Here is a 24,738-nt window from a genome sequence, read left to right as displayed (position 1 = left end):
TGCCCCTCATTCCCGCTCTCCCCACTGCGCGTGGTGCCAGCGGAAGGCCCGCCGCTCGGCCGCCACCAGCAGCGCGTTGACCGCGACGCCGAACAGCCCGACCCAGAACACCCCGGCCAGGATGTCGGCCATCCGCGCGGGCACCGCGATGCCGGCGAAGTAGATGAACACGCCGACGCCCTCGCCCCGCCCGGCCACGATCTCGGTGCTGACGGTCAGGATGAGCGCCACCCCGGCCGCCAGCCGGACGCCGGTGGCGATGAAGGGCGCCGCCGACGGCAGCGACACGCGTCGCAGCACGGCGAGGGGGCCGAAGCCGTAGGCGCGCAGCGACTCCTTGGCCAGCGGGTCGACGCCGCGCAGGCCGTACATCGTGTTGTAGAGGATGGGCCACAGGGAGGCGTAGACGACCAGCGCCACGCGGTGCTGCAACCCCGTGCCGATGACCAGAGCCACCAGCGGGATCAGCGCCACGGACGGGATCGGCCGCAGGAACTCCACGACCGAGCGGGTGGCCGCGTCGATGATCGGCACGCTGCCGAGCAGCAGGCCGAGCGGCACCGCGACCAGCGCCGCGAGGCCGAGCCCGATGGCCCAGGCCAGCGCGCTGGTCAGGGCGTGCGCGCGGAAATCCGCGTCGAGCAGCAGCGTGGCCGCCCGGCCCACGATCTCCGTGGCGGGCGGCAGGAACTCGGGATCGGCGACCCCGGTCCTGCTGAGCAGCTCGATCAGCGCGGCGAAGCAGACAGCCCCGGTCGCCCGGCGCCGCCACCGGGTGGTGGCGGACGCCGGGACGGCGCGGGACAGGGTCTGAGCGCTCACCCCGACGTGGTGGGCGACATGAGGGACTTGACTTCGATCGGCTTGGTCAGCCACTTGGCTTCCAGCATCCAGTCGGCCACCCGCTGGAGGCGGACCGGGTTGTCGTTGCTGGAGAAGTACGGGAAGGTCACGGTGGCGGCGGTGCCGGCGTCGATCTGGGTGAAGGTGGGCAGCACCTTGGCCACCACCTCACGGTTGTTCTCCATCAGCTTGGCCGCGTTGTGGATGGCCCGCTGGAAGGCGGCCGACACCTTCGGGTTCTCGTCGTACCAGCCCTGGGTGCTGACGTAGCCCGAGATGGGGAACTCGGCGGCAGGCCCGGAGGCGGGGTCGAGGATCTTGCGGGCTCCCATGCTGGCCGTGGCCGCGGTGACCATCGGCTCGCCCAGGTAGGCGGCGTCGATCTGGCCGTCCTTCCACGACGGCATGATGTTCTGGAACGTCACCTGGACGTACTTGATGGTGGCCGGGTCGACGTTGTTGGCCTTGAGCACCTGGGTGAGCGCCAGCTCCTGGAAGTTGTGCAGGACGTTGACGTTGATCGTCTTGCCTTCCAGGTCCTTCGGCGTCTTGATGGGCGAGTTGGGCAGCGCCATGATGCTGAGCGAGTCGGGGGCTGCGCGAGAGCCCTCGGCCAGGATACGCAGCTTCAGCGCGTTCTTGTCATGGGCGGCGAACATCGAGACGTAGTTACCGAACATCGCGTCGATCTCGCCCTTGACCAGCATGGGAATCGCCTCGGGCGCGGCCTGGACGATCTGCGGGGTGACCTCCAGTCCCTCCTTCTCGAAGAGCCCCTGATCGATGGCCACGTAGAGGGCGGCGCTGTCGATGGCGGGCAGGGTTGCGATCTTGAGCTGGGTCTTCTCCAGGCCGCCGTTGGCGGGTGCCGACGGCGGCGCGCTGGCGGTGGATGCGCCGCCGGTGCTGCACGCCACGGCGCCGAGTGTCAAAGCGAACCCGATGATGGCGGCCCTGGCGGAACGGCCAAGCCTCATGTCAGGGACTCCCTTCAGATGGAGCCAGGGGGGGACCGGGTGGCTTCTGCTCCCGGGGGCTGTGTGCCTGACGCACAACAGGGATCGACGGTAGCACCAAATGTGTGGTCATTATCGTGAAGATAACACTTGTGGTTGCAATGTCTGTTTACCGCTATATCGTGAAAATTTGACGACCCGCAAGAATCCTGATGTTTGTCCGGTTTGGGATGGGAGGTAACCAGCGGGACATCGGGTGCTCGTGAGGCCCGTCATTCGATCTTTTCCGCGAGTCAGGCGGCGGCTCGTGGAACGATCTCCCATTGCCTGTTTCACCAGCTAGAACGTGCTGGTATGGTTCTGCCGCTTTTTCCGGACATATAGGGACGAACACCTCATCGGGGCATTAAGAGTGGTTGGCCCTGATCGAGCCCTGTGCTCAAATGGCGCTTATCTCGATGCACATATTGCCCCACGCGCAAGACCTGCAATAACCGGGAATTCCCTCACGGGCGAGAGGTTGCGAAGGCAGTGAGAACGCAGAGCGCTGAAGCTTCCGCTGACCGCGAGTCGCACGGCCATCAGAAGCGCAGGCTGTCCAAACCCTCTTCCTCTTCAAAGAGGTTCGGATTGGGCAACTGGCACGTGCGGTCGCGCCTGATCGCGCTGATCGTCGTACCCACCGCCGTCGCCGTGGGCCTGGGCGGGCTGAACGTCGTCACCTCCCTCAGCGACGCGAACACGTACGAGACCCTCAGAGAGGTCGCCGAGCTCAGCCAGCAGCTCGGCGCGGTCACGCATGACCTCTCCTTCGAACGCGACGAGACCGCTCTCTACATCGCCCAGGGCCGGCCGGACAACCGCGAGGCCCAGCTCCGCACGACCTACAGCGGGGTGAACGGCCTCATCAACGAGGCCAAGCAGCGGGCGATCGCGCTCAGCGACACCCACGGCGAGGCCGTGCGGCCGGTACTGCGCCGCCTGGAGGAGATCCCGACCCTGCGCGAGACCGCCGTCAACGGCAAGATCCAGCCGCTGCCGATGATCCGCAAGTACTCCGAGATCATCGCGGCGCTGCTGCAGTTCCACGACCAGGTCGGCCAGGTGGCGGTGGACGACCAGGTCGCCCACAGCGCCGGCTCGATGGCCGCCATCGCCAGGGCCAAGGAGCAGGCGTCCAAGCAGCGCGGCATCCTGGCCAGCGCGCTGGACAAGAAGGGTTTCGACAGCGGCGAGCTCGACGCGCTCACCGACGCCAAGTCGCGTGAGGAGAGCGAGGAGACGCTGTTCGCCACGCTGTCGAACCTCGACCAGCTGGAGCTCTACCGCAACACCGTCGTCGGCCGGGACGTCGACCAGACCGACCTGTTCAGGCTGCGCGCGATGGCGCAGTCGGCCGAGGGCAAGGAGCTGAGCATCGGCCTGCGGCCCGACCGGGACGTGGCCACCTGGTTCGAGGTCAGCACCGGCAAGATCGACGCGCTGCGCGCCGTGGAGAAGGAGCTGTCCTCCTCCGTCATCCTGCGCGCGCGGGGCCTGGTCGAGGGGGCCAACAGGTCGGCGATGATCTCCGGCGGGCTCATCCTGCTGCTGCTGATCGTGGTCATCGCGATCATCTCGCTCATCGCCCGCTCGCTCATCAGGCCACTGCGCAGGCTGCGCAGGGAGGCGCTCGACATCGCCGGGCAGCGACTGCCGGAGACCGTCCAGGGCCTGCGCGACAGCGGTGACGGCACGGTCGGCCCCGTGCTGCCGATCGGCGTGGACACACACGACGAGATTGGTGAAGTCGCGCGGGCGTTCGACGAGGTGCACCGTGAGGCGGTGCGGCTGGCGGGCGAGGAGGCCCGGCTGCGCAGCAACGTCAACGCGATGTTCGTGAACCTGTCCCGCCGCAGTCAGACGCTGGTGGAGCGGCAGATCACCCTGATCGACGGTCTGGAGCAGGGCGAGCAGGACGAGGCCCGGCTGGGCAACCTGTTCAAGCTGGACCACCTGGCCACCCGCATGCGGCGTAACAGCGAGAACCTGCTGGTGCTCGCCGGCCAGGACCCGCCGCGCCGCTGGAGCCAGCCGGTGAAGCTGGTCGACGTGGCCCGGGCGTCGCTGTCCGAGGTCGAGAACTACGAGCGGGTGGTGCTCCAGGTCCCCGACGGCGTGTCGGTCGCCGGGCAGGCCGTCAACGACGTCATCCACCTGCTGGCCGAGCTGGTGGAGAACGCGCTGTCGTTCTCGCCGCGCGAGACCAGGGTGACGGTGTCGGGCAGCCGGATCGACGGCGGCGGCGTGATGTTGTCGATCACCGACTCCGGCATCGGCATGACCCAGGAGGAGCTGGTCCAGGCCAACGAGCGGCTGACGGACGCGCCGAGCGTGGACGTCTCGGTGTCGCGCCGGATGGGCCTGTTCGTGGTCGCCAGGCTGGCACACCGCCACGGCATCCGGGTGCAGTTACGCCCGCACGCCTCGGGCGGCCTGACCGCGATGGTGCTGATCCCCGAGAACATGCTCGGCTCCCAGGCGCCCAACTTCGCCGGCATGCCGTCCTTCTCCGGCAACCAGCCGCCCCAGTTCTCCGGCAACCAGCCGACGGCCTTCGCCGGCGCGGGGAGCGGGCCGGCCGGACCCGGAGCACCGGGCGGCGAGCCCTACTCGGGGCCGCATCCCGCGCCGCCGGCCACCGACTGGCCGCAGCCGACGTTCCAGATGGGACCGGGACATCCGTCCTTCCCCTCCAACCCGGACGGCGGCGGCGGCAACTGGGGAGCGCCGCCACCCTGGCAGCCCGACCCCACGGCCTGGCCGCCCGAACCGCGCGGCGGCGGTCCCGACGGCGGCGACATCTGGACGCCGCCCCGCGGCGGCTCCAGCTGGAACGGCGACCGGGGGGCCCTGCCCAAACGACCCGTTCCAGAAGCGCCTCCCGGCGGCTGGAACCAGGACACCAACCCGTCGCAGCGGCCGGGGTTCGACTTCCCCCCGTCCGACTCCGGAGTCACAGGCCCCATGCCGGCGGCACCGCCCGCGTCCGCCGGCGACGACTACCTGCCGATCTTCGCCGCCGTCGAGTCCGCCTGGTTCGGGCGCGACACGAACGGCGCGAGCTGGGGCTCCTCGAAGGCGGACGCGGGCTGGAGCGCGGCGGAGGCGGTAGTGGAGCCGGTACGAAACGGATCGACGGCGGCGGGACTGCCCAAGCGGGTGCCCAAGGCCAACCTGGTCCCGGGCTCGGCGGACACGGGAGCCTCACCCAAGGGCGTGACACCGATGCCGTCGGTGTCACCGGATCGGATCCGCAACCGGCTGTCCAGCTTCCAGCAGGGCTTCAGGGCGGCACGCGATGACATCACCGACGGCAAGGCGTTCCCCGCCGGCCCGGAGAACAACGAAAGGGAGGAGGGCCTATGAACGACCTCAGCCACGCGGCGCGCGGTGTCGACTGGCTGATCACGGACTTCGTCAGCACGGTGCCGGGGGTCGCGCACGCGGTGGTGGTGTCGTCTGATGGTTTGCCGTTGGCGGCGTCGTCGGGTTTTCCGGCTGATCGTGCGGATCAGTTGGCGGCGATCGCGTCGGGGTTGGTTTCGCTGACGCAGGGTGCGGCCCGGGTGTTCGAGGGTGGTGCGGTCAATCAGACGATCGTGGAGATGCAGCGTGGGTTGATGCTGATCATGTCGATCAGTGATGGTTCGTGTCTGGCGGTGCTGGCGGCTCCGGACTGTGACATGGGTCTGGTGGCGTATCAGATGACGCTGATGGTGGATCGCGCCGGTCAGGTGCTGACTCCGGCTGTGCGTGCGGAGTTGCGCGCCAGCCAGACCAGGTGATGTAGGTGTCAGACCCCCGATGGAACAGCGGCGGTTGGGCCCCTCCGCCCCAACCCCAGTCCCAGCCGCAGCTGAGTCACGATCCCGCATCGCCCGTCCGTCCCTACGCGGTGACAGGTGGACGGACGGCGCCGCGGGTCAAACTGGCGATGGAGGCCCTGGTGTCCTCGGCGACGGCCGAGCATCGGGAGTTCTCGCACATCACGCCGGAGTACCAGGCGATCAGTCAGCTGTGCCGGCAGGTCCGGTCCGTGGCGGAGGTGTCGGCCCTGCTGCGGATCCCGCTCGGGGTGGTGCGCGTGCTGATCGCTGACATGGCCGCCGAAGGTCTGGTGCGCGTGCATCAGCCACAACTGGACGCCGGCCGGCCGGACGTAAATCTGCTCGAAAGGGTGCTAAGTGGACTTCGCAGGCTCTAGCCCCGGGCTCACCTCGACGAAGATCGTGGTGGCGGGAGGTTTCGGGGTGGGCAAGACGACGTTCGTCGGCGCGGTGTCGGAGATCATGCCGTTGACCACGGAGGCCGTCATGACCGATGCCTCCGCCGGGATCGACGATCTGGGCATGACGCCGCTGAAGTCGACCACGACCGTCGCCATGGACTTCGGCCGGGTCTCCCTGGATCGTGACCTGATCCTCTATCTGTTCGGCACGCCCGGGCAGCACCGGTTCTGGTTCATGTGGGACGACCTGGTACGCGGCGCCATCGGCGCGGTCGTACTGGTCGACACGCGCCGGCTCGCCGACAGCTTTCCCGCGATCGACTATTTCGAAGAGGCGCAACTGCCGTTCGTGGTGGGCGTGAACGGGTGGGACGGCCAATATCCCCACAGTGACAACGAGGTGCGGGACGCCCTGACGCTGGCGCCGCACATCCCCTTGGTCCGGCTCGACGCGCGCTCCAAGGACTCGGTCAAGAGTGCTCTGATCAACCTGGTCGAGCACGCGCTCACGGTCAGGATGGCCGTGCCGGGCTGGGGCGGCTGAGCCCACCGGCCGTGCTGAGCCCCCGGCCGAGCCGAGCCCCCGGCCGTGCCGGGCTGGGCGTTTGAGCGCACGGCCCCTCTCTTCCTGCTGCCCGTCAGGTGGCCTTCCTCGCGATGCCGCGCCTCTCCTCCACGTACGCGTACCGAATCGGCGGGGCGAATGGGGTGCTTGTGGCTATTGTCCGCCTTTCGTGGCAGGCTCAGCTTCGAGCTCATCTGATCATCGGTCCACCCCCTGACGCCCGGCGTCCGCAAGCTGACTGTGGAGGAAATCTGATGAACGCCAAGGAGTACATGGCCGGCCTGTTCGACCGCGCGGCCGGCACGTACGAGCGCGTCGGCGTGCCCTTCTTCGCGCCCGTCGCGGCCGAGCTCGTCCGGCGCGCCGCCCCCGGACCCGGGGACCACGTCCTCGATGCCGGCTGTGGGACCGGAGCCTCCCTCGTGCCGGCCGCGCACGCGGTCGGGCCCACCGGCCGGGTGGTCGGGCTGGACCTCGCGCCCGGGATGGTGGCGGCCGCCGCGGGCGAGGTCGAGCGCCAGGGCCTGCACCAGGCGACCGTGCTGCTCGGCGACGCGGAGCAGGCCGAGGAGCTGCTGCCGGGGGAGCGGTTCGACGTCGTGCTGGCCGGGATGATGCTGTACTTCCTGCCCGACCCGCTCGCCGCCGTGCGGTCCATGGCCGGGCTGCTGAAGCCGGGTGGGCGGCTGGCGGCCAGCCTGCTGGTCCGGTCGAGCCCGGCCGAGGCCGAACTGCTCGCGCTGGTGGCACGGGCGCTCGAGCCGTACACGACTGATGCGGGCAGCGCCCCGTTCACGCACAAGCTGGGCGGCCCCGAGGAGATGATCGAGTTGTTCAAGGCGGGCGGCCTGCGCGACGCCGCCTGCGCCGACGTGGTGTTCGAGGTGCCCATCCAGGCCGGGCAGGTGTGGGACTGGCTCTGGTCGGCCGCCCGCAGGGCCGCGCTGGAGAGCATCCCGCAGGCGCGGCGCGCCGAGGCGAGAGCCGCCCTGGAGGCGTCGCTGCCCCAGGACGGCTTCCTCCTGGAGCGCACCGTGCGCTACACCACGGGACGCCTGTGAAAAGGCGCCTGCTCGAAAGGCGCCCGGTGAAAGGCGCCCGGTGAGAGGCGTCCGGTAAGAGAGACGTCTGTGAGAAGAGACGTCGGTAAGAAGAGACGGAGAATATGAGCACGACCGCGAACACCGACCCCTTGCTCGACGCGGTGCGCGGCGGTGTAAGGATCTACGACCTGGGCAGGCCGCTCTTCGCCGGCATGCCCCAGTCGCCCAACCACCCCGCCTACACCCACACGCTCCCGCGCCGCCACGGCGACAAGGTGCGTCCCGACGGGGGGTCGGCCGCCAACGACCTGATCTTCATGGGCACCCACGTCGGCACCCACATCGACGCGCTGGCGCACGTGTCCCAGGACGGCAGGTTGCACGGCGGGGCCGACGCGGCGCAGGCGTGCGTCGGGGGCCGCTACCCCGAGCACGGCGTGCACACGATCGCGCCGATCGTCCGCCGCGGCGTGCTGCTGGACGTGCCGGCCGCGCTCGGGCTGGAGTCCTGCGCGCCGGGATACGAGATCACCCCGGCCGACCTCGACGCGACCGTACGCCGCCAGGGCGTCGAACCCGCCCCCGGGGACGTCGTCCTGGTCCGCAGCGGATGGGGACGCCACTTCGGCGACCCCGACCGGGAGGTCTACATCGGCGCCGAGTCCGGCGTGCCCGGCGTGGGCGAGGCCGGAGCCCGCTGGCTGGCGGACAGGTCCCCGCACGCAGTGGGCGCCGACACCATCGCGTTCGAGCGCCTGGCCCCAGGCGAGGGGCACAGCGTGCTGCCCGCGCACCGGGTGCTGCTGGTGGAGTCCGGCGTCTACATCGTCGAGGCCATGGACCTGGACGGGCCGGCCGGCGACGGCGTGCACGAGTTCACGTTCGTCCTGTCGCCGCTGGCCTTCTTCGGCGCGACCGGTTCGCCGGTGCGTCCGCTGGCGCTGGTGTCGGGCCGGGAGGCGTCCCGTGGCTGAGCCGACCCTGGGCCGGCGGCTGGCGGAGTTCGCGGCCGGCGCCACCTACGACACGCTGCCCGAGGAGGTCGCCGACAGCGTGCGCAAGCGGGTGCTCGACGTGATCGGGCTCTGCGTGGCCGCGCACCGGCTGCCGACCAGCGCCGCCATCGTCGGCTACGTCCGCGACCAGGGCGGCGCCCCGCAGGCGCACGTCGTGGGCGGCGGCGCTCCGGTGCCGGCCGCGCTGGCCGCGCTGGCCAACGGCGTGCTCGCGCACTCCCTCGACTACGACGACACCCATCTGCCCTCGGTCCTGCACCCCAGCGCCCCGGTCGTCCCGGCCGCGCTGGCCGCCGCCGAACTGGCCGGCGCGTCGGGCCGGGACACGATCCGCGCCATCGCGGTCGGCCTGGAGGTCTGCGTACGCCTGGGCATGGCCGGATACGACCCGGAGGCCGGTAACTCGACCTTCTTCGAGCACGGCCAGCACGCCACATCCATCTGCGGCACCATGGGCGGCGCCGTCGCGGCGGCGCTGCTGTTCGGCCTGCCGGCCGAGGGCGTGCTCGACTCCCTCGGCCTGGCCGCCTCGACCGCCTCGGGCATCATCGAGGGCAACAGGACCGGCGGCACGGTCAAGCGGCTGCACTGCGGATGGGCCGCGCACGCCGCGGTGACCTCGGCCGACCTGGTCCGCCGCGGCTTCACCGGCCCGCCGACCGTCATCGAGGGACGCTTCGGCTTCTTCGAGGCGTTCCTGCACGGCCACTACGAGGCCGGGGAGATCACCAGGGGTCTCGGCTCGGAGTGGGCCGTGCCGGGCATCTTCTTCAAGCCGTACCCGGCCAACCACTTCACCCACGCCGCCATCGACGCGGCGATGGGCCTGCGCGCGCAGGGGCTCGACCCGCACCGGGTGGAGCGCCTGACGCTGGGTGTGCCCGCGCCCGTGATCAGGACCATCGGGCAGCCGATCGAGGCCAAGCGCACCCCGGAGACGGGTTACCAGGCGCAGTTCAGCGGCCCGTACGCGGTCGCGGCCGGCCTGCTCGGCGGCGGCGGGCTGGGCCTCGGCCTGGGCGACTTCACCGACGAGCTGGCCAGGGACCCGCTGCGGCGGGAGCTCATGGCCAAGGTGGACGTGGTGCCGGACGAGCGCGCGACGGAGATCTTCCCGCACCAGTTCCCCGCCGTGCTGCACGCCCGTGACGCCGACGGCCGTGAGTGGCGGCAGGAGGTGCTGGCCAACCGCGGCGGCCCTGACCGGCCGCTGTCGGCGGAGGAGCTGGCGCTGAAGTTCCGCGACAACGCGGCCGGCCGGCTCTCCGCCGCCACCGCCGACGCCGTCGCGGGGCTCGCGGGCCGCCTGGAGGAGGCCGGCGAGGTAGGGGAGCTGCTCCGGCTGGTGGCCGTGTTCGAACCGGAGCCCTGAGCCCTCAACCTCGGCCGGACTGGCGGTGCCAGACCAGGACGTGCCGCTCGGCCAGCACGAACAGCGAGTTCACCAGGTAGCCGAGCGCCCCGAGCAGCGCGATCGCCGCCCACACCCCCGCCCCGTCGAAGCTGCGCTGGGCCTGCAGCAACTGGTAGCCGATGCCGTTGGTGCCGCCGACCAGCTCGGTGATCACCATGAGGATGAGCGCCAGCGACAGGCTCAGCCGCAGCCCGGCGAAGATCTTCGGCGCGGCCGCGGGCAGGACGACCAGGCGCAGCCGCTGCGCCCTGGTCAGGCCGAAGACCGTCGCGGTCTCCGTGTAGCCGCGGTCGACCGACCTGGCGCCGTCCACGGAGTTGAGCAGCACCGGCCAGATCACCCCGAACACGATCGTGGCCAGCTGCGTGGTCAGCTCCACCTGGAACAGCAGCACGAACACCGGCAGCAGCAGCGGCGGCGGGATGGAGCGGCCGAACTCCATCAGCGGGTCCACGTAGTCGGTCGCGGTACGGGAACGCCCGAGCGCCGTCCCCAGCAGCACTCCGATCACCGCGGCCAGGATCCAGCCGCCGAACATGCGGCCGAGGCTCGGCAGCAGGTTGCCGACGGCGTCGTCGGTGAGGAAGAGCCGGCCGGCCGGGCCGGAGAACCACAGCGCGTGCATGCGGGCGATGATCGTCGTGGGCGGCGGGAAGTCCGTGTCCGCCAGGGCGCGAGCGGCGAGCTCCCACAGCACGAGGACGAGCGGGATCACCCAGAGCCTGATGAGGGCCTTCACGACTCCGCCTCTCCCGTCCGCGCCCGGTGCCAGTGGAACAGGCGGCGCTCCCCGGCCAGCAGGGCCAGGTTCGCCGCCACCCCCAGGACTCCGGCCCAGAACGTGGCCGCCATCATGAGGTCCATCCGGTTGCCGCTGCCGGCCACGTTCACGTAGACGCCGATGCCGGCCGCGCCGCCCGCCACCAGTTCGGCGCTGACCGCCAGCACGAGCGCGATCCCGGCCGCGATCCTGACGCCCGTGGCGACGAACGGGGCCGCGCTCGGCAGGCTCACCCTGACGAGTACGGCCAGCGGCCCGAACCCGAAGGCCCGCAGGGTGTCCTTGGCCATCGGGTCCACGTCGCGCATGCCGTACAGGGTGTTGATCAGGATCGGCCAGATGGAGGCGTACACGATGACCGAGACCTTCATCAGCTCGTCCACCGGGATCAGCAGGATCGCCAGCGGGATGATCGCCACGGACGGGATCGGCCGCAGGAATTCCAGCACCGGCCTGATGGCGCGCTCGGCCGGAGGCAGCGTGCCGAGCAGCACGCCGGCGGGCACGGCCACCGCGGTGGCGGCCAGCAGGCCGAGCACCCAGTTCGTCAGCGTCGCGAGCGCCCCCTCCAGGAAGTCGCCGTCCGCGAGCAGTTCCCACGCCCCCAGCAGGACCGCGGACGGCGCGGGGAAGACCAGCCCCTCGCCCAGCCCGAACCGGATGAACAGCTCCGCGGCCACGAGGAACCCCGCGACGCCGGCGGCGCCGCGGAGCAGGCGCGCGGCGATCATCCGCTGGTCGGCACGATCATCGACTTCACGTCGACGGGACTGCTGATGTACTTGTACTCGAGCATGAGGTCGGCGACCTTCTGCAGCCGGGCCGGGTCGAGCGTGGTCGGGAAGGCGCCCAGGGTGATCGCCGCCGCCGTCTTGGCGTCGATCTTCGTGTACGTCGGCAGGATCGCCTCGACCTCCTTCCTGTCGGACGACGCGAGCTGCTGCGCCTTGGCGATGGCCCGCTGGAAGGCGGCCAGCGTCCTGGGGTTCTCCGCGGCCCACTCCTCACTGGCCATCCAGCCCGCGATCGGCAGGTCCGCCGTGGCGCCCGTCATCGTGTCGGCGATCGTGCGGAAGCCGAGCGTGTTCTTGTTGGCGGTGATGAACGGCTCGGTGATCCAGATCGCGTCCCCCTGGCCGGAGTTGATCGCGTTGCCCATCTCGGGGAAGGGCTTCTCGGCGAACTTCACGTCGGTCTCGGTCAGTCCTGCGGCCTTGAGCTGGGACGTGACCGCCAGCGTGGCGATGTTCCTGAGGTTGTTGACCAGCACGGTCTTGCCCTTGAGATTGGCCACCGACTGGATGGGGGAGTCCTTGGCCACCATGATGGCGAAGGTGTTGGGCGCCGCCTGGTACATGTCGGCGACCAGCTTGATCTTCTTGCCCTGGCCCGCCGCCAGGATCGTGGAGACGTAGTTGGTCTGCGAGATGTCCAGGGCGCCGCTCTCGATCTGCGGCAGCGCCGCCGCGCCGCCGGTGATCGTCACCGGTTCCACGGTCAGGCCCTCCGCCTGGAAGAAGCCCTTGGCCTGGGCGATGTAGAGGGCGGCCGGGTCGGGGACGGGCAGGGCGCCGACCTTGATCGTGGTCTTCTCCAGGCCGGTGCCACCGGCCGTGGGTGTGGATGCGGGGGTGTCGCCGCCGCCGCATCCGGCGAGGGCGAGGGCGAGTCCGAGCACGACTGCCGGGATACGTAAGGTGCGGGTCATGCGTTCTCCGATCGGGGGGGCCGAAGCGTCATGGGAGAGCGACTGACGTCACTGGGCCGGAGCGTACCCGACTGATGATCACAATGGGCACCGTGGAGAACGGGCTGTGCGGAGAATCGTTCCTGTGGAGCCACGTGCGGCGGCGGTCCGGTTCCGTGGCGAAGCGGCTCTGCGCAGAATCGTTCCTGTGGAGCGACGCCGCCATGAAAACGCCGCCGCCGTACGAACGAGATGCTCTCGTCCGTACGGCGGCGGCGCGTGCTGCTCGGTGATCAGGCCGGCCGGGACACGTACCTTCCGGCCGGAGCGCCCACGATCTTGCCGGAGTCCAGCACCCGGTGGCCGCGCACGAACGTGTCCGTCACCCTGGCGCTCAGCTCGAAGCCCTCGAACGGCGTGTACTCCTGCGTCGACTCCGAGTCCTGCGCCCGCACCGTCCACGTCTGCGCGGGGTCGACCAGGCAGATGTCGGCGTCGAAACCGGGGGCGATCGTGCCCTTGGTCCGCAGGCCGAACCGCTTGGCCGGGTTCCACGAGGTCAGCGCGGCGATGCGCCCGTACGGCAGGCCCCGGCGGCGGCCCTCGGTGACCAGGCCGGGCAGCAGGTACTCGGCCCCGCCGAACCCGGACTTCGCCAGGAAGACGTTGTCGCGCGGCTCGCCGAACTTGAGCTCGTCACGGCAGCAGGCGTGGTCGCTGACGACCCAGTCCACGGTGCCGTCGAGGACGTACTCCCACAGGGCCTCGACGTCCTCGCGCGGCCTGATCGGCGGGTTCACCTTGGAGCCGATGCCGTTGGCGGTGTCCACGTCGGCGAGCAGGTGGCCGATCGTGACCTCGCGGCGGAAGTCGATGTGCGGGAACGTCGCCGCCATGCGCACGGCGGCGTCCATGGCCTTGCGCGAGGACAGGTGCAGCAGGTTGACGTTGCCCAGCCCCGTCTCGTGGGCGAGGTAGGAGGCGATGAAGACCGCCAGCCCCTCGGAGTGCGGGGGACGGGAGGCGCTGTAGGCGGCCAGCCCGCTCAGCTCCCCGGCCTCCTCCACGAGCTTGGTGTAGGCCGTCATGATCTCGGCTGTCTCACAATGCAGTGACAGCGAGATCTCGCTCGCCAGCTCGGGCAGCCGCTCGCGGGCCGCCTGCACGCCGCGCATCACGAACTCGAAGTGCGCGTAGTCGTAGCGTTCGCCCTCGGGCAGCATGAGGAACGAGCTCTGGTCGTCCGAGCGCCCGTGCAGCCCGTGACCGCCGTAGAACATGAAGATCTTGAACGACGGCACGCCGAACCGCTCGACCAGGTCGGGCAGCTCATCGATGTGCCCGCTCGACATGGGCGCCAGGTGGAACCCGTAGTCGACGTAGGCCCTGCCCTCGGCCTGCCGGAGCACCTCGGGGTAGAACTCGGCGTAGGGCCCGCCCTTGTTCAGGTAGTACTGACCGGTCCGCATGTAGGTGAGCGCGGTGGTGACGCCGCCCTGGGCGCTGGCCCGGCTCTCCGACTCGGCGTCCTCGGGCAACGGGTTGTAGATGCCCCAGTGCTGGTGGGCGTCCACGACTCCGGGGAAGGCCAGCCGGCCGCCCCCGTCGATCACCTCGCCAGTCGTGGACAGCCCCGGCTCGACCCGGACGATCCGGCCGTCCTCGATGGCGACGTCCGCTTCGACCGGGTCGTCGCGGTCGTGGGTGACGACCTTCACGTTCTTCAGCAGCAGCTCGGTCACAGGGGTGAACTTCTTCCTATGCGATGCGGTGGGCGTCGCGGTGCCAGGCGAGCACACGCCGCTCCACCATGAGGAACAGGGTGTTGAGGAGGTAGCCGAGCACGCCGAGCAGCAGGACTCCGGCCCAGATGGCCGGCATGTCGGCGTTGTTGCTGGCCAGGTTGAGCAGGTAGCCGATCCCCTCGGTGCTGCCCTTCAGCTCCGAGATGATCATCAGGATCAGCGCCAGCGACACGCTCAGCCGCAGCCCGGCGAAGATCTTCGGCGCGGCCGACGGCAGGATGATCCGGCTGAACCGCAGATGAGCGGGCACGCCGAAGACCGTCGCGGTCTCGATCTTCAGATGGTCGACGCTGCGCGCGCCGTCGATGGAGTTGAGCAGGATCGGCCAGACGATGCCGAAGACGATGGTCGCCACCTGCACTTGCGTGCCCATGGTGAAGAGCACGAGGAAGACCGGCAGCATCGCCGGCGGCGGCACCGCCCGGCCGAACTCGATCAGCGGCGAGACGTAGTCGGCCAGCCAGGAGCTGCGGCCGATCGCCACGCCCAGCGCCACGCCCACGATCACGGCCAGGCACCAGGACCCGGTCACGCGGACCAGGCTGGGGACGAAGTTGTCGATGGCCTCGTCGGTGAGGATGTAAGGCCCGGAGAACCACATCTCGTACATACGAGACAGGATCAGAGTCGGGCCGGGCAGGTACGGGCTCTCGGCCGAGCGCGCGGTCAGCTCCCACGCGACCAGCACGACGGGAACCAGCCAGAGCCGTCTGACCAGGGTACGGATCATGCCGTCCGCCACTTGAACAGGCGCCGTTCGGCGCGCAGGAGCAGGGTGTTGACGACGAGACCGATCACGCCGGCCCAGATGAGCGCCGCGATCACGTCGATCATGGCGTCCGCGCCGATGCCCGTGCTCGCCTCGATGAGGAAGCTGCCGATGCCGCTCGACCCGCCCACGATGTACTCGAAGCTGACGGCCAGGATGAGCGTGATGCTCGCGGCCAGCCGCACTCCGGTGGCGATGAACGGGGCCGCGCTCGGCAGGGACACCCGCCAGATGATCGCGCCCTTGCCGAAACCGAAGGAGCGCAGCGTCTCCTTGCCCAGCGGGTCCACGTCACGCACGCCGTACAGCGTGTTGATGAGGATCGGCCAGGAGGAGGCGAAGACGATGAGCGCCACCTTGGCGTTGATCTCCGGCTGGAAGAAGAACAGCCCGAGCGGGATCAGCGCCACCGAGGGGATGGGCCGCAGGAACTCCACGAACACCCGGGTCGACTCCTCGACGGCCGGGACCGTTCCCAGCAGCAGCCCGATCGGCACGGCGATGACGACGGCCAGCGGCAGTCCGATGACCGCGGCGACCAGCGTGCCGCGCAGATCGTCCAGGAAGATCGGGTCCACGGCCAGCCCGACGGCTCTGACCAGGGTGTCGGTGGCCGGAGGCAGCCACCTGACCAGCCCGGACATCCCGAGCAACTGCCAGGCGAGCAGAAAACCCGCCACGCCGACGGCGTGGCGGGTGACCTTGATCAGTTTCGCGCGGGCGAGCGGGTTCCGCTCGCGCCGCGTTGCGGTGATCGTGCTCATCATCCCTGAGGTGCGGTGTAAATCATTGACTTGACGTCAATCTGCTTCTTGAGCATGCCCGCGTCGAGCATGAGGTCGGCGACCCGCTGGATGCGGTCGGCGCTCAGCGAGGTCGGGTAGTCGCCCAGGTTGATGGTCGCGGCCGTCTCCGCCGGGATCTTGGTGAAGGTCGGCAGCACCTTGGTCACCGCGCTACGGTCCGTGGCGGCGATGTTCTGCGCCTTGGCCATGGCCCGCTGGAAGGCGGCGAGCGTCTTCGGGTTCTCCGACACCCACTTCTCCGTGGCGGCCCAGCCGGTGATCGGCAGACCGTCGGTCGGGCCGGACATGGTGTCCAGCAGCATGGTGGCGCCGAGCGTCTTCTTGGCCTCGCTGACGTACGGGTCGGTCATCCACACCGCGTCGACGTCGCCCTTGTCGAGCGAGCTGAGCCAGTTGGTGGTGGGAACCTCGACGTACTTGATGTCGGTCTTGGGGTCCAGACCGGCGATCTTGAAGTGCGGGTTCATCGTGAGGGTGCCCAGGCCGGCGAGGGCGTTGACGCCGACCCTCTTGCCCTTGAGGCCGGCCACGTCCTTGATGGTCGAGCCCTTCTTGACCATGATGCCGAACGCACCGGCCGCGCCCTGGTAGGAGTCGGCGATGTACTTGAACTTCTCGGTGCCCGCCTCCTGGATCGTCAGGATGGTGGCGTAGCTGCCGAGGACGACGTCCATGGTGCCGTTGGAGAGCTTGGGCAGGACCGCCTGCGGAGCCTGGATCGGCTCCTGCTTGACGGTGAGGCCCTCTTCCTTGAAGAAGCCGCGTTCCATGGCGATGAACAGAGGGGCGGAGTCCGCGCCGGGATACTGGCCGATCAGCAGGTCGGTCTTCATTTCCGAGGAGGCGCTGGTGGTGCCGCCACCTCCTTCGCCCGAGCTGGAACACCCCGTGATGACGAGGGAGGCGACAAGCCCAACAAGAGCAGTGCGCCCTAATGCACCGAACCGCATTGCGGGTCTCCTTTGAACCGAGGGGGGTGAGTGCGAACGGGAGTGTTCAACGACGGTGGCACCCTAGCGCAGCCAGGGCTTCCTGCCGTATCCACTCCACCGGAAATTAACGAGATATATACACATATAGAGTGATATTGTCCGTTTTGTCCGATTATCTGGAGTGCCCGCCTTGGCCTGGGGGACTGGGCGACAGGTGTTGTCTTATGAGAAGATTGTCGGATTGCGTGGCAACTGAGATCTTTGCGGTATTGGCCGATCTCCTGTTGATGTGCTCCAATTAGCTCTCGCCCCAAGGGTGCGTCGGCGTCACACTGCAAACACCGGCATAACGTGATCTTCGTGCACCAAACCATCCGAGGAGAGGTTGCGGAGGCAAGTGAAGAGTGTTGTCCCCTCTGTGGGCGGGGATCAGGGCTTAACTGATGGAGCCCCCCAAATGGCATCCCATAAACCACAGGCGCAGGCTCCGGGCAAGGCCGCAGGCGGCAGCCGGAAGGCGGGGGCCCGCTTCTCTCTGCGTAACTGGCGCGTGCGCTCCAAGCTGGTGGTTCTGGTCGTCATCCCGACCATCGCCGCACTGACGCTGGGCGGCCTGAGGGCCGCCACCTCGATCGCCACGGCCAACGAGTACGCGCAGGTCAACGAGGTCGCCGTGCTGGCGAGCGAGCTGACCGGCCTCGCCCACGAAGTGGAGAGCGAGCGCGACCTCACCGCGATGCACGTCGCGCAAGGACGCAGAGGCGGCACCCCCTCGAACGTGAAGACCCAGTACGAACGGGTCGACAAGCTCGTCACCGACGTCAGAGGCGGCATCGAAGCCCTGACCACCGGCGACAGCCCGCACGCCGGCGAGGCCCTGAGCATCAAGAACCGGCTCGACGAGCTCCCCACGTCGCGAGAGACCGCCATGGGCTCCCAGCTCGACGTGAACTCGGTCATCGCCCTCTACGACCGCACCATCTCGGACCTCTTGTCGCTGAACGACAAGATCGACCGAGGCGCGGTCGACGAGGAGCTGTCCGCGAGCGTGGCCGGCTTCGGCGCGCTGTCCAGAGCCAAGCAGTACGTCTCGACCCAGCGCGCCCTGCTGGTGGCCGCACTGGCGACCAGGTCCTTCGGCAAGAAGGAGCTCGACGACTTCATCGCCGCGCGCGCCCAGAAGAACAGCGAGCTCAGCACCTTCAGGTCGCAGGTCTCGCTGAAACTTCGCCAGCTGTACGACGACACCGTCAGCGGCAAGGCCGTCGACCGCGCGGAGATCCTCTCGGCGCGCGCCCTGGTCCTCCAGAACGCCGGCCTGCCCCTGACCGACCGTCAGATCGGGCTCACCCGCGACGGCAAGTCCTGGTACGAGGCCATCACCGAGACCGTCGACGGGATGCGCGAGGTCGAGCAGCAGGCCGCCGACAGCATCGTGCTGCGCAGCCGCACCCTGGAGGGCGCGGAGCAGCAGAGCGCCATCATCGCGGCGGGCGCGATCGTCCTCCTGCTGATCCTCGTCCTGCTGGTCACCGTGATCATGGCCCGCTCGCTCAGCGGCCCCCTGCGCAGGCTGCGCAGGGAAGCCCTGTTCATCGCCGGACGCCGTTTGCCCGACATCGTCCGCCAGATGCGCGAGACGGAGACGGCCGTCGACAGTTCGGACGTCGAACCCATCGGAGTCGCCTCCAACGACGAGATCGGTGAAGTCGCGCGGGCGTTCGACGAGGTGCACCGCGAGGCGGTGCGGCTGGCGGGCGAGGAGGCCCGGCTGCGCAGCAACGTCAACGCGATGTTCGTGAACCTCTCCCGCCGCAGTCAGACGCTGGTGGAGCGGCAGATCACCCTGATCGACGGTCTGGAGCAGGGCGAGCAGGACGAGAACCGGCTGGGCAACCTGTTCAAGCTGGACCACCTGGCCACCCGCATGCGCCGTAACAGCGAGAACCTGCTGGTGCTCGCCGGCCAGGAGCCCCCTCGCCGCTGGAGCAAGCCCGTCAAGCTGGTCGACGTGGCCCGCGCCTCCCTGTCCGAGGTCGAGAACTACGAGCGCGTCGTGCTCCAGGTCCCCGACGGCGTGGCCGTCGCCGGACAGGCCGTCAACGACGTCATCCACCTGCTCGCCGAGCTGGTCGAGAACGCGCTGTCGTTCTCGCCCCGCGAGACCAGGGTCACCGTCTCCGGCAGCCGGATCGACGGCGGCGGCGTGATGCTGTCGATCACCGACTCCGGCATCGGCATGACCGCCGACGAACTGACCCAGGCCAACGAACGCCTCATCGACGCGCCCAGCGTGGACGTCTCGGTGTCGCGCCGCATGGGCCTGTTCGTGGTCGCCAGGCTGGCGCACCGCCACGGCATCCGGGTGCAGCTGCGCCCGCACGGCTCCGGCGGCCTGACCGCCATGGTGCTGATCCCCGAGACGCTCCTGGGCTCGCAGTCCCCCGCCTACCCGGCGGGCGGGAACCAGGGCATGCCGTCCATGCCTTCGATGCCGTCGATGCCCTCCATGGACTCGCGCGACGAAGGCTTCAGCGGCTTCGGCTTCGGCGGCCAGCAGCCCACGCCGCCGCCTCCTCCCGTACCCCAGTGGGGCGGCGGAGGCGACTACCGGCCGGGACCCGGACACCCGTCCTTCCCCTCCCAGCCGAGCGTGGACGTGGGCTGGCCGTCAGAACCGCGCGGCAACGGCGGCGGCGGTGGCGGATACGAGAGCAGGGACGTGTGGGTGCCCTCGCGCACCCCGTCCAGCCCGATGGGCAGTTGGGGGAACGGCACCTCGCTGCCCCAGCGCCCGGCCGGCGACGACCGCCCGGACATGAGCTGGGCCGAGTCGGCGCCGTCCGACCTGGGCCAGCGGCGCTCACGCTTCGACATGCCCGAGGCCGAGTCGGCGGCCACCGGACCCATACCCGTCGTCAAGCCCGCCTCCTCGGGGGACGAGTACCTGCCGATCTTCGCCTCCGTCGAGTCCGCCTGGTTCGAGCAGAGCGCGGAGGGCGAGGCCACCTGGGGCTCGGCCAACGCCGACGCCGGCTGGAGCGCGGCGAAGGCGGTCGTGGAGCCGGTACGTGACGGTGCGACCGCGGCGGGACTGCCCAAGCGGGTGCCCAAGGCCAACCTGGTGCCCGGCTCGGCGGACACCGTTTCGGCGCCGAAGGGCGTGGCGCCCATGCCTTCGGTCTCGCCAGAACGGGTACGTAGTCGTCTGTCGAGCTTCCAGCAAGGCTTCAGGGCAGCACGGGACGACATCAGCGAGGGAAGATCGTATCCCTCCGGTCCGAGAAGCGTTGAGAGCAGGGATGAGCGCGCATGAACGACCTGAGCCAGTCAGCACGTGGCGTCGATTGGTTAATCACGGACTTCGTCAGCACGGTGCCGGGGGTCGCGCACGCGGTGGTGGTGTCGTCTGATGGTTTGCCGTTGGCGGCGTCGTCGGGTTTTCCGGCTGATCGTGCGGATCAGTTGGCGGCGATCGCGTCGGGTTTGGTTTCGCTGACGCAGGGTGCGGCCCGGGTGTTCGAGGGTGGTGCGGTCAATCAGACGATCGTGGAGATGCAGCGTGGGTTGATGCTGATCATGTCGATCAGTGATGGTTCGTGTCTGGCGGTGCTGGCGGCTCCGGACTGTGACATGGGTCTGGTGGCGTATCAGATGACGCTGATGGTGGATCGCGCCGGTCAGGTGCTGACTCCGGCTGTGCGTGCGGAGTTGCGCGCCAGCCAGACCAGGTGATGTAGGTGTCGAATCCCACGTGGAACAGCGGCGGCTGGAACAGCGGCGGCTGGGAGCCGCCGCCTCCGCCGCCGTCGAGCTCCGACCCGGCCTCCCCGGTGCGGCCCTACGCCGTGACCGGCGGACGGACGGCGCCGCGGGTCAAACTGGCGATGGAGGCCCTGGTGTCCTCGGCGACGGCCGAGCACCGGGAGTTCTCCCACATCACGCCCGAGTACAAAGCGATCAGCCAGCTCTGCCTCCAGGTGAGATCCGTGGCCGAGGTCTCGGCCCTGCTGCGGATCCCGCTCGGGGTGGTGCGCGTGCTGATCGCCGACATGGCGGCCGAGGGTCTGGTTCGGGTGCATCAACCGCAGCTGGAAGCGGGTAGGCCGGACGTCAACCTGCTGGAAAGGGTGCTAAGTGGACTTCGCAGGCTCTAGCCCCGGGCTGACCTCGACCAAGATCGTGGTCGCCGGCGGTTTCGGAGTGGGCAAGACGACGTTCGTCGGCGCGGTGTCGGAGATCATGCCGTTGACCACGGAGGCCGTCATGACCGATGCCTCCGCCGGGATCGACGATCTGGGCATGACGCCGCTGAAGTCGACCACGACCGTCGCCATGGACTTCGGCCGCGTCTCTCTCGACCGTGACCTGATCCTCTATCTGTTCGGCACGCCCGGGCAGCACCGGTTCTGGTTCATGTGGGACGACCTCGTCCGAGGGGCGATCGGCGCGGTCGTGCTGGTCGACACCCGCCGCCTGGCCGACAGCTTCCCGGCCATCGACTATTTCGAAGAGGCGCAGCTCCCGTTCATCGTGGGGGTGAACGGGTGGGACGGCTCCTACCCGCACAGCGACTCCGAGGTGCGCGACGCCCTGACGCTGGCGCCGCACATCCCGATGGTGCGTCTCGACGCCCGCTCCAAGGACTCGGTCAAGAGCGCTCTGATCAACCTGGTCGAGCACGCGCTCACGGTCAGGATGGCCGTGCCAGGCTGGAGCGGCTAGCGGACCGGATAGGCTGGAGTCTTAGACGTACTTTCGCTTCGAGGACTGGCCAACCACGTGTTCGAGACGCTTTCCGACCGGCTGACATCGGTCTTCTCCTCCCTCCGATCCAAGGGGCGGCTGTCCGACGCCGACATCGACGCCACCACCCGCGAGATCCGCATCGCCCTGCTAGAGGCCGATGTCGCGTTGCCGGTGGTCAAGGCGTTCGTCGCCCAGGTTAAGGAGCGCGCCCGCGGTTCCGAGGTCTCCCAGGCGCTGAATCCGGCGCAGCAGGTCGTCAAGATCGTCAATGACGAGCTGGTCGGGATCCTCGGCGGTGAGACCCGCAGGCTCCGCTTCGCCAAGACCCCGCCCACCGTCGTCATGCTGGCGGGCCTCCAGGGCGCGGGCAAGACGACCCTCGCGGGCAAGCTCGCCCGGTGGCTGCGCGAGCAGGGCCACGCGCCCATGCTGGTCGCCGCCGACCTGCAGCGGCCCAACGCCGTCCAGCAACTCCAGGTCGTGGGCGAGCGCGCCCAGGTCGCCGTCTACGCCCCCGAGCCGGGCAACGGCGTCGGCGACCCGATCGGGGTGGCCCGCCGCTCCATCGACGAGGCCCGCCGCCTGCAGCACGACATCGTCATCATCGACACCGCCGGCCGCCTGGGCATCGACCAGGAGATGATGAAGCAGGCCGCCGACATCCGCGACGCGGTCTCGCCCGACGAGGTCCTGTTCGTGGTCGACGCCATGATCGGCCAGGACGCCGTCACCACGGCGCAGGCGTTCATGGAGGGCGTCGGCTTCGACGGCGTCGTGCTGACCAAGCTCGACGGCGACGCCCGCGGCGGCGCCGCCCTGTCGGTCCGCCACATCACCGGCCGGCCGATCATGTTCGCCTCCACGGGCGAGAAGCTCGAGGACTTCGACGCCTTCCACCCCGACCGGATGGCCTCGCGCATCCTCGACATGGGTGACATCCTCACCCTGATCGAGCAGGCCCAGAAGACGTTCGACGAGGAGCAGGCGGCCAAGATGGCCGGCAAGCTCACCTCGGGCGAGAACTTCACGCTCGAGGACTTCCTCGAGCAGATGATGATGGTCCAGAAGATGGGGCCGATCAAAAACCTGCTCGGCATGATGCCCGGCATGGGGCAGATGCGCGACCAGATCAACTCCATCGACGACCGCGACCTCGACCGCATCGCGGCCATCATCCGCTCGATGACCCCCGGCGAACGCCAGGACCCCAAGATCATCAACGGCTCCCGCCGCGCCCGCATCGCCGCCGGCTCCGGCGTCACCGTCAGCGCCGTGAGCAACCTGATCACCCGCTTCTTCGAAGCCCAGAAGATGATGAAGCGGATGGCGGGCGGCATGGGCATCCCCGGCATGCCGGGGGGCCGCGGCAAGTCCGGCAAGGCCCAGAAGAAAGCCAAGAAGGGCCGTCGCGTCAGCGGCGACCCGCGCAAGGCCGCCCTCGGCAAGGCGCCCGCGGAACGCACGGAGGACGAGACGCCAAAGCAGGGCGGCGTGCTCGGCAACCTGGGCGGCAAGCTGCCCCCGGGGATGGAGCTCCCGCCCGGCTTCGACCCCTCCAAACTCCGCCTCCCCGGCCAGAAGTAACCCTCCCGCCGCCCCGGGCACCTCGCTTGGGGCGGCGGACCTCGGGGCCCGGCGACTCACCATCCCGAGGCAAACCAGACCAAGCGATCACCGCCACTAGACCGCTCTGCGGGCTGCCAATGCGCCACGGGCTGCCACCTCTCTGCGGCCTGCCACCGCTCCACGGGCCGTCACCATTCTGCGGGGCCGCCTCTCCACGGGCCGCCACCACTCTGTGAGCCACCACCTCGCCCGGGGGCGTCTATGCGCGGCGAACTCGTTGCTCCACCACTCAGCCGGCACCCCCACCCGTACCCCCGACCTGGCCCGCCCGCGCGTCCGCCTCGCCCTACCCGCACGCCGCCCGGGTCGTCCGACCCACCGTCTCCACATCCGCCCGACCCGCGCTCCCGTCGGACCAGTCCGGCTCACCCGCCCGCGCACCTGCCTGTGCGCACGCTTGCCCTCGCCATCCGGACCGTCACCTCCACTTGACCCTTCTTCGCCCCGGCCAGCGGTGCGGTCGCTCGCCGGGTGCCGGTTGGCGGTGAAGTGCCGTTTCCGGCCTGTACGGACTGCGGTGGGGGACATGGCCTTGGTAGGTCGTGGCGCGGGGTCGGGGGGTGTGGTGGTTCTTGTCGTAGTTTTGCGGTGTGGTGTCGTCGACGAGTCGTGGGTAGTGCCGTCGATCTGGCACAATGACATGTTGGAACATCGTGACCAGGCGGGTGCCCTCTCACCTCCCGCAGGTCGCGCCTGTCCCTGGAGCGTCATCCCGTCGTGCCCCACTCGGCGAGGTGCCGTTCACCCACGCTCGAATGCAGGAGAGACCACACCCGTGGCAGTCAAGATCAAGCTCAAGCGGCTCGGCATGATCCGCAACGCTCAGTACCGCATCGTCGTCGCCGACAGCCGCACCAAGCGTGACGGCCGGGCGATCGAAGAGATCGGCCTGTACCACCCGAAGAACGACCCTTCGCGCATCGAGATCGACGCCGAGCGTGCCGCTTACTGGCTGGGTGTCGGCGCGCAGCCGACCGAGCCGGTGCTCAAGCTGCTCAAGCTCACCGGTGACTGGCAGAAGTTCAAGGGCGAGCCCGCCCCTGCGCCGCTCAAGGTCGCCGAGCCCGCGCCCGACCGTCACGCCCTCTACGAGGCCGCGGCCAAGGAGGCGCTGTCCGGTGGCGACACCGGCACGGCCGCCACCACGCCGAAGAAGGCCAAGAAGAAGGACGAGGCCGAGGCCCCCGCCGAGACCCCGGCCGAGGGCGAGGCCTGACGTGCTCGAGGAGGCTCTCGAGCACCTCGTCAAGGGCATCGTCGAACATCCTGACGATGTCCGGGTCCGCGCACGCCGCATTCGCAGCGGGCGCGTCCTGGAGGTCCGGGTGCACCCCGAGGACCTGGGTAAGGTCATCGGACGCGGCGGGCGCACCGCCAAGGCGCTGCGCACGGTCGTGAACGCCCTGGCCGACGGGAAGTACGTACGGGTCGACTTGCTCGATCTGCACGAAGCAGTCCGTTAGCGTCAGGTAGGTT

At 69.5% G+C, this 24,738-nt stretch carries 23 protein-coding genes; 14 read left to right on the top strand and 9 right to left on the bottom strand.

Annotation, left to right across the window (positions count from 1 at the left end):
* Positions 1-6: 6 nt before the first annotated feature.
* Positions 7-822 carry an ABC transporter permease gene (locus tag OIE67_RS37115; protein ID WP_326629317.1) on the bottom strand — a complete coding sequence of 272 codons (816 nt, stop codon included), beginning with the start codon at positions 820-822 and terminating at the stop codon, positions 7-9.
* The gene (locus OIE67_RS37110; RefSeq protein WP_326629315.1) at positions 819-1,820 is read right to left on the bottom strand and encodes an ABC transporter substrate-binding protein; all 1,002 of its coding nucleotides are present in this window, start codon (positions 1,818-1,820) and stop codon (positions 819-821) included. The genes OIE67_RS37115 and OIE67_RS37110 overlap by 4 nt, the downstream gene beginning before the upstream one ends.
* 609 nt (positions 1,821-2,429) lie before the next feature.
* On the opposite strand from OIE67_RS37110, the gene OIE67_RS37105 reads away from it, so the two are divergent.
* The 7 genes from OIE67_RS37105 to OIE67_RS37075 all read left to right on the top strand — a co-directional run bounded on the left by OIE67_RS37105 (position 2,430) and on the right by OIE67_RS37075 (position 10,065).
* Positions 2,430-5,207: a sensor histidine kinase gene (locus tag OIE67_RS37105; protein WP_326629314.1), complete on the top strand. Its 2,778-nt coding sequence runs from the start codon at positions 2,430-2,432 to the stop codon at positions 5,205-5,207.
* Positions 5,204-5,626: a roadblock/LC7 domain-containing protein gene (locus OIE67_RS37100; RefSeq protein WP_020546542.1), complete on the top strand. Its 423-nt coding sequence runs from the start codon at positions 5,204-5,206 to the stop codon at positions 5,624-5,626. The genes OIE67_RS37105 and OIE67_RS37100 overlap by 4 nt, the downstream gene beginning before the upstream one ends.
* Before the next feature lie 71 nt (positions 5,627-5,697).
* Entirely contained in the window at positions 5,698-6,045 is a 348-nt protein-coding gene (locus OIE67_RS37095) for a DUF742 domain-containing protein (RefSeq protein ID WP_106253483.1), read from the top strand.
* Positions 6,026-6,613, top strand: coding sequence for a GTP-binding protein (locus OIE67_RS37090; protein WP_106253478.1), 588 nt, complete (start codon positions 6,026-6,028; stop codon positions 6,611-6,613). The genes OIE67_RS37095 and OIE67_RS37090 overlap by 20 nt, the downstream gene beginning before the upstream one ends.
* Positions 6,614-6,888: 275 nt before the next feature.
* A complete protein-coding gene (locus tag OIE67_RS37085) occupies positions 6,889-7,695 on the top strand; it encodes a class I SAM-dependent methyltransferase (RefSeq protein WP_326629308.1) in 807 nt (268 codons plus the stop codon).
* A gap of 104 nt (positions 7,696-7,799) precedes the next feature.
* Complete coding sequence (locus tag OIE67_RS37080; protein WP_326629306.1) at positions 7,800-8,651, top strand: cyclase family protein; 852 nt, start codon at positions 7,800-7,802, stop codon at positions 8,649-8,651.
* The gene (locus OIE67_RS37075; RefSeq protein WP_326629304.1) at positions 8,644-10,065 is read left to right on the top strand and encodes an MmgE/PrpD family protein; all 1,422 of its coding nucleotides are present in this window, start codon (positions 8,644-8,646) and stop codon (positions 10,063-10,065) included. Before OIE67_RS37080 ends, OIE67_RS37075 begins: the two co-directional genes overlap by 8 nt.
* 4 nt (positions 10,066-10,069) lie before the next feature.
* Here OIE67_RS37075 and OIE67_RS37070 read toward each other — a convergent pair whose 3' ends face one another.
* The 7 genes from OIE67_RS37070 to OIE67_RS37040 all read right to left on the bottom strand — a co-directional run bounded on the left by OIE67_RS37070 (position 10,070) and on the right by OIE67_RS37040 (position 16,788).
* The gene (locus OIE67_RS37070) at positions 10,070-10,846 is read right to left on the bottom strand and encodes an ABC transporter permease (RefSeq protein ID WP_326629302.1); all 777 of its coding nucleotides are present in this window, start codon (positions 10,844-10,846) and stop codon (positions 10,070-10,072) included.
* Positions 10,843-11,619 carry an ABC transporter permease gene (locus OIE67_RS37065; protein WP_326629300.1) on the bottom strand — a complete coding sequence of 259 codons (777 nt, stop codon included), beginning with the start codon at positions 11,617-11,619 and terminating at the stop codon, positions 10,843-10,845. Before OIE67_RS37065 ends, OIE67_RS37070 begins: the two co-directional genes overlap by 4 nt.
* Complete coding sequence (locus OIE67_RS37060; RefSeq protein WP_326629298.1) at positions 11,616-12,596, bottom strand: ABC transporter substrate-binding protein; 981 nt, start codon at positions 12,594-12,596, stop codon at positions 11,616-11,618. Before OIE67_RS37060 ends, OIE67_RS37065 begins: the two co-directional genes overlap by 4 nt.
* A 272-nt stretch (positions 12,597-12,868) precedes the next feature.
* A complete protein-coding gene (locus OIE67_RS37055; protein ID WP_326629296.1) occupies positions 12,869-14,317 on the bottom strand; it encodes a dihydroorotase in 1,449 nt (482 codons plus the stop codon).
* Between the two features lie 16 nt (positions 14,318-14,333).
* Positions 14,334-15,110: an ABC transporter permease gene (locus tag OIE67_RS37050; RefSeq protein WP_106253480.1), complete on the bottom strand. Its 777-nt coding sequence runs from the start codon at positions 15,108-15,110 to the stop codon at positions 14,334-14,336.
* Positions 15,107-15,916 carry an ABC transporter permease gene (locus tag OIE67_RS37045; protein ID WP_326629292.1) on the bottom strand — a complete coding sequence of 270 codons (810 nt, stop codon included), beginning with the start codon at positions 15,914-15,916 and terminating at the stop codon, positions 15,107-15,109. Before OIE67_RS37045 ends, OIE67_RS37050 begins: the two co-directional genes overlap by 4 nt.
* Positions 15,913-16,788: an ABC transporter substrate-binding protein gene (locus tag OIE67_RS37040; RefSeq protein WP_181308919.1), complete on the bottom strand. Its 876-nt coding sequence runs from the start codon at positions 16,786-16,788 to the stop codon at positions 15,913-15,915. The genes OIE67_RS37045 and OIE67_RS37040 overlap by 4 nt, the downstream gene beginning before the upstream one ends.
* 556 nt (positions 16,789-17,344) lie before the next feature.
* Here OIE67_RS37040 and OIE67_RS37035 point away from each other — a divergent pair.
* The 7 genes from OIE67_RS37035 to OIE67_RS37005 all read left to right on the top strand — a co-directional run bounded on the left by OIE67_RS37035 (position 17,345) and on the right by OIE67_RS37005 (position 24,725).
* Positions 17,345-20,203 carry a sensor histidine kinase gene (locus tag OIE67_RS37035; RefSeq protein ID WP_326629288.1) on the top strand — a complete coding sequence of 953 codons (2,859 nt, stop codon included), beginning with the start codon at positions 17,345-17,347 and terminating at the stop codon, positions 20,201-20,203.
* On the top strand, positions 20,200-20,622 hold the full coding sequence (locus OIE67_RS37030) for a roadblock/LC7 domain-containing protein (RefSeq protein ID WP_103955821.1): 423 nt from the start codon (positions 20,200-20,202) through the stop codon (positions 20,620-20,622). The genes OIE67_RS37035 and OIE67_RS37030 overlap by 4 nt, the downstream gene beginning before the upstream one ends.
* Before the next feature lie 5 nt (positions 20,623-20,627).
* Positions 20,628-21,044 carry a DUF742 domain-containing protein gene (locus OIE67_RS37025; protein WP_393271781.1) on the top strand — a complete coding sequence of 139 codons (417 nt, stop codon included), beginning with the start codon at positions 20,628-20,630 and terminating at the stop codon, positions 21,042-21,044.
* A gap of 7 nt (positions 21,045-21,051) precedes the next feature.
* Positions 21,052-21,612 (top strand): GTP-binding protein, encoded by a 561-nt coding sequence (locus tag OIE67_RS37020; protein WP_106252091.1) that lies wholly within the window; start codon positions 21,052-21,054, stop codon positions 21,610-21,612.
* Positions 21,613-21,669: 57 nt separating this feature from the next.
* Positions 21,670-23,220, top strand: a complete 1,551-nt coding sequence (gene ffh, locus OIE67_RS37015; RefSeq protein WP_326629283.1) for a signal recognition particle protein — start codon at positions 21,670-21,672, stop codon at positions 23,218-23,220.
* Positions 23,221-24,037: 817 nt separating this feature from the next.
* Positions 24,038-24,478, top strand: a complete 441-nt coding sequence (gene rpsP, locus OIE67_RS37010) for a 30S ribosomal protein S16 (RefSeq protein ID WP_106251965.1) — start codon at positions 24,038-24,040, stop codon at positions 24,476-24,478.
* A 1-nt stretch (position 24,479) separates the two neighbouring features.
* On the top strand, positions 24,480-24,725 hold the full coding sequence (locus OIE67_RS37005; protein WP_043634919.1) for an RNA-binding protein: 246 nt from the start codon (positions 24,480-24,482) through the stop codon (positions 24,723-24,725).
* Positions 24,726-24,738 lie beyond the last annotated feature (13 nt).

It is taken from the genome of Nonomuraea fuscirosea, assembly GCF_035917475.1.
GTDB lineage: Bacteria > Actinomycetota > Actinomycetes > Streptosporangiales > Streptosporangiaceae > Nonomuraea > Nonomuraea fuscirosea.
The sequence above is the reverse complement of the archived record's forward strand: the minus strand, read 5'-3'. Positions and strand labels throughout refer to the sequence as shown.